Here is a 15,524-nt window from a genome sequence, read left to right on the forward strand (position 1 = left end):
CCCGGGAAAAAGCCAAACCGGGACGGGCCTCGGCCGGCGATGTCACCGGCCGGGGGGTCTGGTGGTCAGGGCGGTGACGGCCGCCTCGACCAGCGCGGTGTCGAACGGGTCACCGGTAGCGAGATGCTGGAGGGCGACGCCGTCCAGGAGGGCGACGACGCTGCGGGCGGCCTCGTCGCCGACGAGGGGCGTGAGAACCTGCCGGAGTGTGTCCACCCAGGCCATGGCGAGCCCTCGCAGTTCGGGGTCGCGGGCGGCGGCCAGGTAGGACTCGAACTCGGTGAGCGCCCGTCCCCGGTCGGCGAGGTACCCGCAGAGCAGGCGGGTGAGCCGGGCCGGCAGGTCGGTGCCGTCGCCCAGGTGCGCGGCCCAGGTGCCCAGCTCGACGTCGAGGTCGGCGTGGGCCTGGGCCAGCGCGGCGGCCACCAGGTCGGCCAGGCTGGGAAAGTAGTAGGTGGTCGCGCCGAGCGGCACCCCGGCCCGGCCCGCCACCGCCCGGTGGGTGGTGCGCCCGACGCCCACCTCGGCGATCACCTCCAGCGCCGCCGCCAGGATGGCGCGGCGACGGCCCTCCGGGTCGCGGGGCCGGACCGCCCGCCGGGGGCGGTCGGCGGCGCTCAGTGCCCACCGCCGAGGTTGAGGATCACCACGCCCGAGATGATCAGACCGACCCCGACGACCTTCACCAGGCTGAGCGGTTCGCCGAGGAAGGCCGCGCTGATCGCCACGATCGCGGCGGTGCCGAGACCGGACCACATCGCGTACGCCACGCCGACCGGCACCGTCCGGACGGCCTGGGCGAGCAGGGCGAACGCCGTGACGTAGGCGACGACCAGGCCGACGGTCGGCCAGAGCCGGGTGAACCCGTTGGTGAACTTCAGCAGGCTGGTGCCGGCCACCTCGGCGGCGATGGCACCCAGCAGGAACACGTACGCCACGAGATCCCCTCATCTAGTACAAACGTACATGTACAAACGTACACCTTGACCGGGTGCCCTGGTGACGCCGAGGTACGGTGATCCGCGTAAATCTCTCGTACACCCGGAGCGGCTCCACCAGGGCGATGGGCGGCATCGCCCTGGCCGCCGGCCTGCTGATCGCCGGGCTGACGGTGAGCCCGGAGCGCCCGTCGCCCGGTGGGTACGTCCTTGCCGGACTGCTCGTCGCGACCGGGCTCGGACTGCGGATCGAAGCGGCGATCCTCGCCCGGAGTGAGGGCGAGCGGGCCGGCTGACGACCGGGTCGGTCGGGGAAAGGGGTGTGTGCGCCGGCTCCCGTGGCGTAGTCACTCAGCTGGTCACCCAGGAAAGCACTAGAGGGCACATCCATGGATCGGATGTGCCCTCTGACCTCTGTCGGGGTGGCCGGATTCGAACCGACGACCTCTTCGTCCCGAACTGGCGGCAGGCCGGTCGGGTCGGATGTCATGCGAGGTCGTCCGGCGTGCTGAGGTCGTTCGTGGTCGGGTTCGGTGGGTGGGGTTGCTGTACTTCGTTGCTGTACTGCTCGTCGACGAGGAACTGTCTGAAGTGGGTGCGCATCTCCAGCCAGTGGCGGTGTTCGTCGCAGGGGTGGAGTCGGCCGCAGCGGCACAGGCTCAGGGCGGACTCGGAGTGCTTGGTCAGCAGGATGTCCGCGTAGGCGACCTGGGCTCTGGCGTACTCGCGGAAGGCTGCTGAGGTGTAGATGGCTCCCATCGGTCACCGCCCGGTCCCGGAGGTGTGGCGGTGGTGCCAGAGGACTTCGGCGACGGCGTCGACGGGTTCGATGTCGCCGGCCGCCAGGCGCTCGCGGGTGACGGCGATCCAGGGTGGTGAGGCGGGGGTGGCTTCGCCGCAGGCGGTTCGCATTCCCTCCTGGGCGAGTTGGGCCAGCCGGCAGGGGTCGCGTTGGTTCTCATGCCAGCAGCCGGTGACCACGCAGAAGCCGGCGCTGTCGGGTCGGTGGCTTCCCAGAGGGCGCGGGCCAGTCGCCACAGCAGGCGGTGTTGGCACTCGGCGGGCGGCTCGACGGGCGGGTTGTCGACATCGAAGGACATGCGCCGACCATCCCGCCCGGCGGCGGGCCGTTCCATGGCCAGCGGTCATGTCACGGTGACATGGGACGGCTCGACCAGCGCGAACGGTCGCCCTAGGCTGTCGGCCTGAACACCTTGAGTAGTCGGAACGCGACGCTGGGAGCTGCCGTGCTGCTCGATTCGCTGCGGATACCGGAGGATGCGTGGTCGCACGGTGAGGTGCTGGCTGTCCTGGCCGCCCGGGACATCGGCGGGTTGTTCCGCTGGATCACGAGTCTCACCGGGGCGAGTCAGAGCCGGATCGGCGCGGCAGTTGGGCTGGAACAGGGCTACGTCAGCCGGATCATGGCCGGACGCAAGGTCACCTCGATCGACGTCCTGGAGCGGATCGCCGACGGATGCCGGATGCCCGACCAGGCGCGTACCACGATGGGCCTGGCACCCCGGCAGGCCGCACCACCAACCGGCCCCGACCGGCTCACCTCCAGCGAGCCGCCGGCCATCCGGACCTGGCAGGAGGACGTCCGCAGTGCCGCAGAGCTTTGGCGAGGTGACGTGAACCGTCGAGACATCCTCCGTCAGGTGGCCTTCAGCTCCGCCGGCTACACCCTGCCCGCGCTGCGCTGGTTCACCGCCCCCGACCCGGCCCCGGTCACCCAACCCGGCCGCAACACCGTCGGTCAACCCGAGATTGACACCATCCGCGCGATGACCACGACCTACCGCCGGCTGGACAACCAGTACGGCGGCGGGCACGCCCGCGACACCGTCGCCCGCTACCTCCACCAAGAGGTCACCCCGCTGCTCACCGACGGCCGGTACGACCACCCCACCGGTCAACGGCTGCTCAGCGCTGCCGCCGAACTGGCTCAACTTGCAGGCTGGCAGGCGTACGACACCGCCGAGCACGGCATCGCCCAGCGGTACCTGACCCTCGCCCTGGACTTCGCCCACGCCGCCGCAGACGACGGCCTCGGCGCGGAGATCCTCGCCGCGATGAGCCACCAGGCCACCTACCTCGGCCACACCGCCACCGGCCTCGACCTCGCCCGCGCCGCCGGCCAGACCGCCCGCCGCGCCGGCATCCCCGCCCTCACCGCAGAAGCCCACGTCATGGAAGCCCACGCCCTGGCCAAAGCCAACGACGAACGGGCCTGCGCCGCCGCCCTGCACCAGGCAGAACAAGCCCTCGACCGGGCCGACCGCAGCACCGACCCGCAGTGGCTCAGCTACTTCGACGAGGCGTACCTGTCGGCCAAGTTCGGCCACTGCTTCCACGCCCTCGGCCGCAACACCCACGCCGAACGCTTCGCCGCCCGATCCCTGCGCATGGACAACCGCTACGTACGCGGCAAAGCCTTCAACCTCGCCCTACTCGCCAGCGTCCACGCCCAGCAGGGCGAACCCGACCGGGCCTGCACCATCGGCGCGGAAGCCCTGACCCTGACCACCCAGCTACGCTCCGCCAGAGCCGTCCGATACCTCCGCGACCTGCAAACCCAACTTGCCCCACACCGGCGACTACCCGCCGTCCGGCACTTCACCGGCCGCATCAACGCCACCCTCGGCCCCCGACGCTGACCCCTACAACTCCCCGCGAGCCTTACGCGCGACCAGTTCCAGCACCGCGATCACCGTTCCGGCACCGACGATCTCACCCCGGGACACCAGGCCGTACGCCTCGTCGAGCGGGATCCAGGCGACCTGCTCAGCCTCGTTCACGTCCACGGGTGCGCCGATGTGCTCTGCCCGCCGGGCAAGGAAGAGCAGGTTCTCGGCGTCGGCCGTGCCGACCCAGGGTTGGAAGGACAGCAACGGCTCGACCGCCTGGGGCCGCCAGCCGGTCTCTTCCTCGACCTCCCGCACGGCACACTGCGCCGGGTGCTCGTCGTCGTCGACGTAGCCACCGGGCAGCTCCCACACCCACCGGTCGAACACGAACCGGTGCCGCCGCATCAACAACAGGCGCTGCTGATCGTCGAGTACGGCGACCATGGCCGACCGGGGAGCTCGGATCACGTACTGCTCGAAGCGCACCCCATCGGGCAACTCCACCTCGGCGATGCTGAGCCGCGCCCGCCGGGTGTCGTTCACGACCCGCTCGCCGTGGATGGTCCACCGGGTCAACTCCGTCGCCTGCTTCTCCACCACCCCGCCAGTATCCGCACCGAACCCCCGCTCGCGTAGTAGGCGGCGTCCACCGGGGGCACAGCCGGGTGCGCCGCCCAGACGAACCCCAACACCGAACCCGTCGGGGATGCGGTCTCCAGCTGTCGGCTGTTGCCGGTGGGCAACGTGCAGCACCGGCGAGCAGGTGCCGAGCTTCGTCGGTTCGCGTTCGAGGTCGATCTGATTCGACGCTCTTGCTGCCTCGCCACCTGACCCCTTGCTTATAGTCCTGGGCGCTTTGTGCAGTCTGCTTACATTCGTCGCCTCTGGTTGACGCCCCGACACGGTCGCCACCCTGCTGCGGATCACCGCGGTGCTGGAGAGGGCGACATGCTCGGCGCCGGACACTGCCTGAACGTCCAGAGCGGGGATACCTATCGTCGAGCCGCATCCGTAGGCTTACCCAGGTGACGAATTCCGATGTGGACGGCGGATCAGCCGCAGAACCCACGGAGCACGCTCCTCCTAGGCATTGGTCAACTCCTGAACAGCAGCTTTGGTCCTCTTTCCGTCGAGGCCAAGAGCTCAACCTAAACGGGGTCAACCCCGTAACCACCAACGTGGCCGGTTCTGACCACTGGGGTCCAGATAAGACAATACGGGCAGAGGTTCTTGCGAGCCTCCTTATCCACAGCCCTCCAGGGGAACCGGGTCGACCTAACCGGCTAATCCTGTCCGGAGCGCGAATCTCTGGCCTACTGGACCTCGGCTGCAGCAAGGTTACTCCCTTCTCTCTGAAAAACTGCCTTTTCGAAGAAGAACCTCTCTTGAATGATGCAGCGGCAGAATTTGTAGGTTTCACAAGTTGTGTACTCCCTGGACTTTCCGCCGCGCGCATGACATGTACCGGCCCTGTCTGGGTTACGCGCTGCAGGATCGCCGGGGGTGTGTGCCTAGAGGATGCAAATGTTGCCGGCGATGTGATACTCCGAGAATCCAGCTTTGAGACCCCCTCTCGGCAATTTTCGATTGACCTCGGCGGCGCGCGCATTGCAAGCGACTTGGATCTAGATCAATTAGTCGCCAACCAGGTCATCCATCTTCATAACGCCTCTATATCTGGCGACATTAACCTTACGGGTGCCAACCTGAACTGCCCTGGAGGGTGGGCCATTTCCGGAAGCCAGGTAGATGTTGGGGGCTCCATCTTCTTCACGAACAATTTCCGCTGCAACGGAGCAGTCAACCTAGAGGGAGCGAAGGTCGACGGTAAGGTACTCTTGACTGGCGCTCAGATCGTGCGTCCGGACGACATTGCACTAGTTCTAGATCACGCCGTGATTAGGCTAGGTGCCCAGGCGGACCGCGCAAGATTCGAGGGAACGGTACGTCTACACCACGCCCACATTGGCTGCCAGATCTCATTCTCGGGCGCTCAAATAATTAGATGCGCCGACAAGAAGGCGCTTTCAGCCGATCACCTCATCGTAGAGGGTTCGGTGACAATGAACAAGGGTTTTCGCTCAGAGGGATTGGTGCATCTACACGGTGCCAAGATTGAATGCAATTTACTCCTGAATGAAGCACGCATATTGACAGACAAAGGGCCGGCCTTGACGCTGGACGGCGCTTCAATTGGCGGCTTGCTGAGTGCCGATAACTGCGATTTCCAGGGCTACCTGGACCTTGAGGGTGCGACGGTTACGGGGCCCGTCAACCTCAGGGCAGCGAAGCTTGCCACAAACAACTCCTTGGCCCTTGATGTTCGTCGTGCCGACTTGCGGGGAGGAATCTTTGCAACAGGAGGCTTTAGTGCGCAAGGGTTGGTCGCTCTAGCTGATGCAAAGGTCGCCGTAGGCGTAGATTTCAGTGATGCGAGGATTACTAATCCCAGAAAGAAAGCTCTGAATTCGGCCGGACTCACACTCATTGGCAACTTCGTATGCAGTCGAGTTGAAGTCGACGGCCTTGTAGATCTAGCCGCCGCCGTCATTGACGGCGATGTGAATTTTGCAGATGCTGCCCTGACTGGAGTCCCCTTGGAAGAGGCGTCGAGGGGAACCGAAGTTGACCCGTTCCGCGGAGGTGACTGGCGGGGAGCCTCGCTTCGAGCCACTGCTAGTAAGGTTAGCGGGGACATCAACCTGCGCGGTGCACGCTTCACTCAATCTCTGGTACTTGATTCTGCCTCCGTGCAGCGGGCAGTCTACCTTGACTCAAGTCGACTTGAGGGTGAGGAATCCGGCGCTTTAGCCGCGCGCTCTTTGCGCACTGCGATGCTTAGTCTAAAGCTGAAGACGCAGCCAACAGGCGCAGTACTACTGGCCTCGGCTACCATTGGAACACTCGTCGACGACGCAAACTCTTGGCCCGAAAAAAATCCGATTTCACTTGACGGACTCCGCTACGATTTTATTGACACTGATTTAACCATAAAGGATCGCCTCCGAATTCTTCGGCATGCGACATCGACCTACGCCCCCCATCCTTATGAGCAACTAGCATCGCAGCTTTCCGCCTCGGGTCAGGACGAGGATGCAAGAAAAGTGCGACTTGCCGCCATCCGGCGCTCCTATGAAGGGTCACGTCCGCTGATTCGGGTTTGGGGTAAGGTGCAGGATACTGTTGTCGGCTATGGCTACGCACCTTTCCGGGCGCTATTCATATCCCTCCTTCTCCTCGCAGGCTCAGTCTCATGGTTCACATTCACTCCTCTCGCTTGCGGCAATCCCGGAAAGGAGGGCCTACCACTCTGCCCGATTAAAGATAATGAACACCCCACATGGGACGCCTGGCTCTACTCGGCTGACCTTCTTATTCCGCTCGTGAACCTCGGACACGAGAATTCATGGGACCCGACAGGTGCATCTAAAGTGATTACCTCAATCCTAATAGTCGGCGGATGGATTCTTACGACAACAGTTGTCGCGGCTGCAGGGCGCTCTTTGCGAGGTCGCCCATAACCGCGAAGAAGCGTTACACGCCAACCCGATTCTCCAACATTCTGCGGGCTTGTCGCACAGCAGACGACGCTCCTGCCATCCCGTCTGCCGTCGACCCGCACTTCTGGGGAGCGGGCCGCCGCCCGGCCCGCCATGTCAAGACGGCTTGGACGCCCGTACGAACGCTGGCGGGTCGGGCGGCGGCCCGCTCGGCTCGCCCGGGTTGACGGCGGGCGGGATGGCTTCCCGCCGCAACCACCCGCGGACCGCGAGCCGCCGACGGAGCCCCGGCCATCCTGGAGCCGGAGCGCCCCCGCCGGAGGCGCAGTAACCGCAACCCCGCCACCGGCCCGGCAGCCGCCGACGGACCCGGCGTGCGCTTCCCTACGCCGCGCGGGCTGCTGGCCGCGCGGCCCGGTCGGCTGCCGGCCCCACCACCCCACCGGGAAACGGCCTGTCGTCATGCGGCGGCCACCGGGCTACCCGCCCTCCGCGCCAGCCGCCGGGCGTGTTGCGTGGCCGGAGTCGGAGCGCCAGCGGAGCGACGGACGCGCGCCCTGGCGGCGGCGCGTGCGGCCCGTCAAGGGCCGCCTTGATAGACGTACAGAAAGTCCTCCCACACCGGCCGGCAGCCGACTTGTCCTCCGTCGGCAGCCGGCCGCCCTGCGGGTCACGGCGGGTTGACGTGTTGGTACCCGGTGCTAATCTGGCCCTCGTCGAGCGCACCAGCGCGGCCTTCCCGCCGGATCGCTGAGCTCGACTTCGGAATTGCTGAGCGGCCTTCCTGCCGCTGATGCGGGTCACGTCCCGCCGGCTCTCGATCGCACCGGCCACTGCGCCGACCCGGAATCCGCTGAGTGGCCAGCATGGTCTTCCCGCCGTCCACGATGGCCCTCGGATTCGCGCACCTCGACGGGTGGGGATCGCCTGCGGCAACCACCGGAAGCCGACGACCAGGCACCCCACCCGTCCCGGCCTCACCCAGAATCCAGGGACCCAGCTCAACGGCGGTACGCCACCCGATGGCCAACCCCGCCCTCCGGCGTGAGCCGCCCTCTCCGGCGGTGCCAGGAGACACCACGAACACCACTGACGGGACACCGCTCCGGCGTCCGGTGGCAGTTCGTCGCCCGTCCCTGCCACCCCTGAGGAAAACCCGTGTCCACCCTGCCCACCCTCGCCGCCAACCGTGACGCTCAGGCCCTGCACCGCGCCGCTGCCCCGGACTTCTTCGGCTGGCTGGAGCACACCCGCGCCGCCGGCGGCTGCACCCGCCCGATCCGCCTGACCGGCACCCTTACCACCATCGCACCCGGCACCGGCCGGGTCCTGGCCGAGCGGCACACCGACGAGCTGCCCGACCGGTCGCTGTACAAGGCGTGCGGCAATCGCCGTGCCGCCCAGTGCCCCGACTGCGCCTGGGTCTACGCCGGTGACGCCTTCCAGGTCGTCCGCTGCGGCCTGACCGGCGGCAAGACCATCCCCACCACCGTTGCCCGGCATCCGGTCGTCTTCGCCACCTTCACCGCGCCGTCGTTCGGCCCGGTGCACCACCGGCACATCCCCCGACACACCTGCGCCAAGCGGCGGCGCTGCGACTGCCGCCCCGCACCCTGCCGCGCCCGGAGCACCGCCGGCACCTGCCCGCACGGGCAGCCCGCAGCCTGCTTCACCCGCCACGACGCCGACGATCCGCAGCTCGGCCGACCGCTCTGCCTGGACTGCTACGACCACGACCACCAGGCCGTCTGGAACTACTTCTCCGGTTAGCTGTGGCGGCGCACGAAACAGGCCATCGAACGGCACCTCACCGCAGTATGCCGCCGACGCGGCATCCCCCACGTCCAGGTCGTCACCGACTCCGGCCGCATCCGGAGGGTGCCTCCGGTGGGGGTGTCCCACGGCAAGGTCGCCGAGATGCAGCGCCGGGGCGCGGTGCACTTCCACGTCCTGCTGCGCCTCGACGGCGTTGACCCGCACGACCGGCACGCCCTGGTGCCGCCGCCGGCCGGCGTCACCGTCGACGACCTCGACGCCGCCGTCCACGCCGCCACCCGACAGATCACCGTCACCACCCCGCCGCACCCCGACCGACCGCAGGGCTGGCCGATCGCCTGGGGCGAGCAGGTCGACGTACGCCGCATCGGCGTAGGCGACGGCGACGTGACCGATGCCAAGGTCGCCGCCTACCTCGCCAAGTACGCCACCAAGTCCACCGAGGTCACCGGCCACTGCTCCACCCGACTTACCCCGGACACCGTCGACGCCTACGCCGACCCGGAGGGCGACCACCTCGCCCGCCTCATCGACGCCTGCTGGCGACTCGGCCGCCCCGCCCACACCCCGAGCCCTCGCACCGTCGACACGACCGGCGAGCGTCAACCCGGCCTTGACACCAGACCGAACGAGTACGCCGGGCTGCGCCGGTGGGCGCACATGCTCGGCTTCGGCGGTCACTTCCTCACCAAGGCCCGCCGCTACTCCGTCACCTTTGGCCTGCTCCGCGACACCCGCGCCGCCTACCGCCGCACCGAGCACACCAGCACCGCAGACAGCGACGACACCGCCGGTACGGTCACCGTCGGCACGCTGGCCTTCGTCGGCTCCGGCTGGCTGACCGACGGGGATGCCCTGATCGCCAACACCAACGCCGCCCAACGCCGGGAACGCCGCCGGATCGGCCGGGAGGAACTCGCCCACACGACGTGGTCGGGGGTGGCGGCGTGACTCGCCCTCTCACCCCGCGTTGGTACTCGCCCGCCGAGGTCGCCGTCCTGCTCGGCTTCGGCCTGTCCAAGGTCAAGATGAAGATCGCCACCGGCGAGCTGCGTTCGGTCAAGGACGGCAAGTACCGCCGGATCCTGCCCGAGTGGGTCGACGAGTACGTCCGTGACCAGGTCGAGCGGCAGGAGGCCGCCTGATGCCCGGACGCACCCGCGCCAACGGCGAAGGCTCGATCTTCCCGTACCGCACCGGCTTCGCCGCGTACGTCTGGGTCACGAAGCCCGACGGGAGGCGGACCCGCAAGTACGTCTACGGCCAGACCCGGGAGGTCGTCCACGACAAGTGGATCAAGCTGCACCAGCAGGCCAAGGCCGGGCCGGTCGCCACCCGGGTGCCGACCCTCGGCGACTACCTGACCTACTGGCACCGGGAGGTCGTGCGCCCCAATCTCGCGCCGTTGACCTGCGCCACCTACGAGACGATCCTCCGGCTGTACGTGATTCCCGGACTCGGCGGGAAGCGGCTCGACCGGCTCCAGGTGCGTGACGTGCAGACCTGGATCAACGAGGTGGGCCGCACCTGCCAGTGCTGTGCCCAGGGTAAGGACGCCCGGCGCCCGGAACTCAGGCGGCGCTGCTGTGCGCTCGGCCGGTGCTGCGGCGACACGCCGTCCGCTCGCACGGTCAAGGACGTCCGGGGTGTGCTGCGCTCCGCGCTCAACCACGCCGCCACCGAGGAGCTGGTCACCCGCAACGCCGCCGCCCTAGTCAAGCCCCCACCGGTCCGCCGCCGCAAGGGCCGGGCGTGGACCAGTGACGAGGCGCGGCGCTTCCTGGAGTCCGCGCGGGCCGACCGCGACCCGCTGTACGCCGCGTACGTGCTGATCCTGGTGCTCGGCCTGCGCAAGGGTGAGGTGCTCGGCCTCACCGAGGAAGCCGTCGACCTGGCGGCGGGAGAGCTGTCGATCGGTTGGCAGTTGCAACGGGTCGGCGGCCAACTGCTGCACCGGGAGACCAAGACGCAGACCTCGGACGCCACACTTCCGCTGCCGGACATCTGCGCGGCGGCGCTTACCCTCCGCCAGCAGGCGAGGAAGGCCGATCGCGACGAGGCGGGTATCGCTTGGCAGGGATCGCGGCTGCTGTTCACCACCCGCTTCGGAACGCCGGTCGAGCCGCGCAACTTCAACCGCTCCTGGGACGCCCGCTGCGCCCGTGCGGGGGTCCGGAAGATCACCGTGCACGACGCCCGGCGTACCTGTGCCACCCTGCTCGTCGACCTGGACGTGCACCCGCGCGTGATCATGCAGGTGCTCCGGCACGCGGAGGTGTCGGTAACGATGGAGATTTACTCGCAGGCGTCCTCGGACGCCACCCGCGACGCCCTCAAGCGCCTGGGGGAGATCCTGCGGTGATCACCGCTGCTGTACCCGGCTGCTGTACGAAAGCACTAGAGGGCACATCCATCGATCGGATGTGCCCTCTCACCTGGTCGGGGTGGCCGGATTCGAACCGACGACCTCTTCGTCCCGAACGAAGCGCGCTACCAAGCTGCGCCACACCCCGAGGCGTGCGGACAAATACTAGCCCACAGCGCCCGGGGGGCAAACTCGGTACCCCCTTCCCTCCGGGGTCCTCGATGCCACCCCCCGGGCGACCAGCCCGGACCGATGGACGGGGCAGCTCGACAGGGTGGAACCCGCATCACCCGCGCCGGCCACGCCCTCCCGAGCCGCCTGCCGGTAGCTCAGGAGGACCGGACGTGGGTCAGCGGGGGATCAGGGTGAGGATGCTCGCCTCCGGCGGGCAGGCGAACCGCACCGGGGCGGTGGGGTGGGTGCCCAGGCCGGCCGAGACGTGCAGCCAGGCGTCCGACTCGGGCCAGCGGTGCAGGCCCTTGGCCATCGACCGGGGCAGGCCGCAGTTGGTCACCAGCGCCCCGACCCCCGGCACGCAGACCTGGCCGCCGTGCGTGTGGCCGGCCAGCAGCAGTCCGAAGCCGTCCGCCGCCATCTGGTCGAGCACGACCGGCTCCGGCGAGTGGGTGAGCGCGATGGCGAGGTCCGCCGAGGCCGAGACCGGGCCGGCCACCAGGTCGTAATCGTCCCGGCCGATGTGCGGGTCGTCCACCCCGACCAGTTCGACCAGCCGCCCGCCCGCCTTGATCGAGGTGCGGGCGTTGTTCAGGTCGGCCCAGCCGGCCCCGACCAGGACGTCCCGCAGCTCCTCGTAGGGCAGTTCGGCGCCCTCGGCGTACTCCCGGTCCGGCAGGAAGTAGGAGAAGGGGTTCTTCAGCACCGGGCCGGTGTAGTCGTTGGAGCCGAAGACGAACGCGCCCGGGTAGTCGAGCAGTGGTTGCAGGGCGCGCAGCACCCCCGGGACCGCGCCAGGGTCGGCCATGTTGTCCCCGGTCACCACGACCAGGTCCGGGTCGAGGGCGGCCAGCGACGCCACCCAGTTCTGCTTGCGGGCCTGGTTGGGCATCATGTGCAGGTCCGACAGGTGCAGGATGCGCAACGGCTCCGCGTCGGCCGGCAGCATCGGCACGTCGTACCGGCGCAGGGTGAACATGTTGCGCTCGACGAGCGCCGCGTACGCGAGGGTGGCCGCGCCGGCCACGACGGTTCCGGCCGCGAGCCGGCGGAATAGTGTGCGCTTTCGCATGGCGATCAGGGTAGTTTGACCGTCCATGAGCACGCTGAAGGACCGGCTCACCGCCGACATGCGAACCGCGCTCAAGGCGCGCGACGAACTGACCACCTCCACCCTGCGGATGGCGCTGGCCGCCGTCGGCACCGCCGAGGTGGCCGGCAAGGCCAAGCGCGAGCTCACCGACGACGAGGTGCTCGCCGTGCTGACCAAGGAGGCGAAGAAGCGGCGCGAGGCCGCGACCGCCTTCGCCGACGCCGGCCGCGCCGAGCAGGCCGCCAAGGAGAGCGCCGAGGGCGAGGTGCTGGAGCGGTACCTGCCCCGGCAGCTCTCCGACGCCGAGCTGACCGAGCTGGTCTCGGGAGCGCTCGCCGACGGCGGCTTCACCGGGAAGGCGCAGATGGGCCCGGCGATGAAGGCGGCCCAGGCCGCGGTGGCCGGCCGGGCCGAGGGCGGTCGGGTCGCCGCCGAGGTACGCCGGCAGCTCGGCCTCTGACCGGGGCCGCCGGCCGGCCGGCGGCGAGCGCCCTGGACGGACCTGTCGGGTACGACGAAGCGGGCGGCACGAATCCGTGCCGCCCGCTTCGGTGTGTCGGGTGTCGCCCGGCTCAGCCGCCGGGTCGACCGTCGGGCGGGCCCTGGCCGCCGTCGTTCTGGTTGCCACCACCACCGTTGCCGGCGCTCACCTGGATGGTGACCACGCCGCCCTTGATGGTCCGGCCGTTCGGGCTGGTGCCGGCGGCGGTCCCCGGCGGGCAACTCGACGCGACCCGCGCGTCGGAGACGACCGCCTGGAAGCCGGCGCCCTGGATCCGGGACTTCGCGCTGTCCACGGACTGACAGCTCACGTTCGGGATGCTCCGCTGGTCACCCTCGGAGATCTTCTGCCCCGGTGGGGTGAAGTTGATCCGCTCCTTGCCCTTCATCGCGGCACGGAGCGTCTCGGCCACCGGCGGGTTGATGCCGTCGCGGGTCTTGTGCGGCATCCGCTGCCGGGTCTGCGGCCAGTCCGGGTCGGCCATGATGCCGGCCACCGCGTACTGCTTGGTCATCGCGACCAGGGAGGCGGTCTTCTCCGAGTCGGTGGTGCCGGACTTGCCGGCCACCGGGGCGTCCACGATGCCCTTGACCTCGGCGGCGGTCCGGCTGCCGCCGCAGCGGCTGGTGCGGGAGTTGTCCCCGACGGGGCAGCGGGCGGCGTCGACCGCGGCGCGGGCGACCTCGGTGCTGACCGCCTTCTTGCAGCGGGGGTTGGCGATGTCCAGCTTCTTGCCGTCGGGGTCCTTGATCTCCTGCACCGGGATCGGCTCGCAGTACTTGCCGTCCGCCGCCAGGGTGGCGTACGAGTTGGCCAGGTCCAGCGGGGTGACCGAGGAGACGCCGAGGGTGAAGGCACCCCAGTCGTGCGCGTAGGCCTTGTTGTCGGCCCACTTCGCCTCCTCGCTCACCCGGAACTCGATGCCGAGCCGCTTGGCCACGTCGACCACGTTCTCCGCGCCGACCCGTTGCTGGAGCGGGACGAAGTAGGTGTTGGTCGACTGGGCGAACGCGCTCCACATGTTCTGTACGCCGCCGGCCTTCTTGTTCGAGTTCGTCGGGCAGTAGTTGTTCGTCCCCGGGCAGGCGGCGGGACTGCCCCGCTCGACGATGTACTGGGACTTGAACTGCTGCGGCGAGTCGAACGAGTAGCTCAGCGGGATGCCCTTCTCCAGGGCGGCCACGATCGTGAAGATCTTGAAGACCGAGCCGGCCTGGTACCCGGTGATGCCGTCACCGCCGGTGAGCAGCGGGTTCACGGTGTTCGGGTAGTTGCCCCGGATGCCCTTGTCCCGCTTCCTCGGCTCGCTGGCGAGCTCGTTCTGCGGCTTGTCCGGGTCGTCGAGCTTGAAGTTCCGGTTCACCGACAGGGCGCGGACCCGGCCGGTGCCCGGCTCGACCACGGCCACCATCCGGGCCGCCTTGCTCCGCACCGAGAGACCGTCGCGGACCGCCTTGTCGGCACCGTCCTGCGCCTGTACGTCGAGGGTGGTGGTGATGGTGTAGCCGCCGCTCTTGAGCCGCCGCTCCCGGTCGTACGTGGTCGAGCCGAACTCCTCCTGCTGCAGCCACCACCGGTAGAAGTAGTCGCAGAAGAAGCCCCAGCCCTTCTTGGTGGTGGCGACGCAGCCGTTGGGGGCGCGCTTGCCCTTGACCGTCAGCTTGACGGCCTTGGCCTTGTCGGCCTCCTCCTGGGTGATCGCGCCGGTGGTGACCATGTTCTGGATCACGTAGTTGCGCCGGTCGACCGCCTGCTGGTACCCGCTCTTGGTGGTCGGGTTGAAGGCGGTGGGCGCCTTCACCATGCCGGCCAGCATCGCCGCTTCCTCGATCTTCAGGTCCTTCGGGGGCTTGCCGAAGTAGACCTGGCTGGCGGCGAAGATGCCGTACGCGCCGTTGCCGAAGGCGGCGATGTTCAGGTACCGCTCCAGGATCTCGTCCTTGCTGAGCTCCTTCTCGATCTGGAGCGCGTAGTTCATCTCCCGGACCTTGCGGGCGCTGGTGTCCTCGGTGGCCGCGACCACGTCCTGCGGGTGGGTCGCCGAGTAGGCGATGTTCAGCCGCACGTACTGCATGGTCAGCGTGGAGGCGCCCTGCCGCGAGTTGGCGGCGGAGGAGTTGTTGACGAAGGCCCGCACGACGCCGTTGAGGTCGACGCCGTTGTGCTTGTAGAAGTCGTGGTCCTCGGCCGCGATGATCGCCTTCTGCATGACAGGCGAGATGTCGGCCAGCTTCACGTCCCGGCGGTTCTCGTCGTACATGATCGCCAAGGGGGTCTTGCCGTCGGAGGCGAGCACGTAGCTGATCTGCGGCGCCCGGGCCATCGTCAGCTCCTTGGGCAGGGCGCCGAATGTCTCCGCGCCCGCCTTGGCGGCTAGTCCGGACATCGCCACCGCGGGGAAGGCCGCCGCAGCGACCACGACCCCGGCCAACAGGCCACAGATGAGCAGCGATGCGGCGTTGGTCAGCACATTGTGGTCACGTTTCCGCATCCAGGTCACCTCGACAGGGTACGCGAGTAGGGAACGAGGGGCGCTGGGGCCACTT

Annotated in this window: 12 protein-coding genes, 1 tRNA gene and 2 pseudogenes; 7 read left to right on the forward strand and 8 right to left on the reverse strand. The window is 68.5% G+C overall.

Annotation, left to right across the window (positions count from 1 at the left end):
* Positions 1-42: 42 nt before the first annotated feature.
* Positions 43-621 (reverse strand): TetR/AcrR family transcriptional regulator, encoded by a 579-nt coding sequence (locus ACQUFX_RS28000; protein WP_428967105.1) that lies wholly within the window; start codon positions 619-621, stop codon positions 43-45.
* On the reverse strand, positions 618-938 hold the full coding sequence (locus ACQUFX_RS28005; RefSeq protein WP_428963202.1) for a DMT family transporter: 321 nt from the start codon (positions 936-938) through the stop codon (positions 618-620). The genes ACQUFX_RS28000 and ACQUFX_RS28005 overlap by 4 nt, the downstream gene beginning before the upstream one ends.
* 77 nt (positions 939-1,015) lie before the next feature.
* On the opposite strand from ACQUFX_RS28005, the gene ACQUFX_RS28010 reads away from it, so the two are divergent.
* Positions 1,016-1,234 (forward strand): hypothetical protein, encoded by a 219-nt coding sequence (locus ACQUFX_RS28010; protein ID WP_428963203.1) that lies wholly within the window; start codon positions 1,016-1,018, stop codon positions 1,232-1,234.
* A 190-nt stretch (positions 1,235-1,424) separates the two neighbouring features.
* On the opposite strand, the gene ACQUFX_RS28015 is transcribed toward ACQUFX_RS28010, so the two are convergent.
* Positions 1,425-1,697: a hypothetical protein gene (locus ACQUFX_RS28015; protein WP_428963204.1), complete on the reverse strand. Its 273-nt coding sequence runs from the start codon at positions 1,695-1,697 to the stop codon at positions 1,425-1,427.
* Between the two features lie 3 nt (positions 1,698-1,700).
* Positions 1,701-2,038: pseudogene (locus ACQUFX_RS28020) on the reverse strand (hypothetical protein).
* A gap of 147 nt (positions 2,039-2,185) precedes the next feature.
* Here ACQUFX_RS28020 and ACQUFX_RS28025 point away from each other — a divergent pair.
* Positions 2,186-3,598 (forward strand): helix-turn-helix domain-containing protein, encoded by a 1,413-nt coding sequence (locus ACQUFX_RS28025; protein ID WP_428963205.1) that lies wholly within the window; start codon positions 2,186-2,188, stop codon positions 3,596-3,598.
* Positions 3,599-3,601: 3 nt separating this feature from the next.
* On the opposite strand, the gene ACQUFX_RS28030 is transcribed toward ACQUFX_RS28025, so the two are convergent.
* Entirely contained in the window at positions 3,602-4,168 is a 567-nt protein-coding gene (locus ACQUFX_RS28030) for an NUDIX hydrolase (RefSeq protein ID WP_428963206.1), read from the reverse strand.
* Between the two features lie 905 nt (positions 4,169-5,073).
* On the opposite strand from ACQUFX_RS28030, the gene ACQUFX_RS28035 reads away from it, so the two are divergent.
* From ACQUFX_RS28035 to ACQUFX_RS28050, 4 genes and pseudogenes are all read left to right on the forward strand, one after another.
* On the forward strand, positions 5,074-7,089 hold the full coding sequence (locus ACQUFX_RS28035; protein ID WP_428963207.1) for a pentapeptide repeat-containing protein: 2,016 nt from the start codon (positions 5,074-5,076) through the stop codon (positions 7,087-7,089).
* A 1,146-nt stretch (positions 7,090-8,235) separates the two neighbouring features.
* Positions 8,236-9,795, forward strand: a pseudogene (locus ACQUFX_RS28040) (replication initiator).
* Positions 9,792-9,989, forward strand: a complete 198-nt coding sequence (locus ACQUFX_RS28045) for an excisionase family DNA-binding protein (RefSeq protein WP_428963208.1) — start codon at positions 9,792-9,794, stop codon at positions 9,987-9,989. The pseudogene ACQUFX_RS28040 and the gene ACQUFX_RS28045 overlap by 4 nt, the downstream one beginning before the upstream one ends.
* Positions 9,989-11,206, forward strand: coding sequence for a tyrosine-type recombinase/integrase (locus ACQUFX_RS28050; RefSeq protein WP_428963209.1), 1,218 nt, complete (start codon positions 9,989-9,991; stop codon positions 11,204-11,206). Before ACQUFX_RS28045 ends, ACQUFX_RS28050 begins: the two co-directional genes overlap by 1 nt.
* 74 nt (positions 11,207-11,280) lie before the next feature.
* Here the strand turns inward: ACQUFX_RS28050 and ACQUFX_RS28055 are convergent.
* Together ACQUFX_RS28055 and ACQUFX_RS28060 are read right to left on the reverse strand one after the other, a co-directional pair.
* A tRNA-Pro gene (locus tag ACQUFX_RS28055) sits at positions 11,281-11,357 on the reverse strand.
* 201 nt (positions 11,358-11,558) lie between these two features.
* Complete coding sequence (locus tag ACQUFX_RS28060; RefSeq protein WP_428963210.1) at positions 11,559-12,455, reverse strand: metallophosphoesterase; 897 nt, start codon at positions 12,453-12,455, stop codon at positions 11,559-11,561.
* Between the two features lie 25 nt (positions 12,456-12,480).
* Between ACQUFX_RS28060 and ACQUFX_RS28065 the strand changes: the two genes are divergently transcribed.
* A complete protein-coding gene (locus tag ACQUFX_RS28065; protein ID WP_067366130.1) occupies positions 12,481-12,936 on the forward strand; it encodes a GatB/YqeY domain-containing protein in 456 nt (151 codons plus the stop codon).
* A gap of 112 nt (positions 12,937-13,048) precedes the next feature.
* On the opposite strand, the gene ACQUFX_RS28070 is transcribed toward ACQUFX_RS28065, so the two are convergent.
* Positions 13,049-15,469: a penicillin-binding protein gene (locus tag ACQUFX_RS28070; RefSeq protein WP_428963211.1), complete on the reverse strand. Its 2,421-nt coding sequence runs from the start codon at positions 15,467-15,469 to the stop codon at positions 13,049-13,051.
* Positions 15,470-15,524 lie beyond the last annotated feature (55 nt).

This window comes from Micromonospora fluostatini (genome assembly GCF_050410825.1).
GTDB classification, from domain to species: domain Bacteria; phylum Actinomycetota; class Actinomycetes; order Mycobacteriales; family Micromonosporaceae; genus Micromonospora; species Micromonospora rosaria.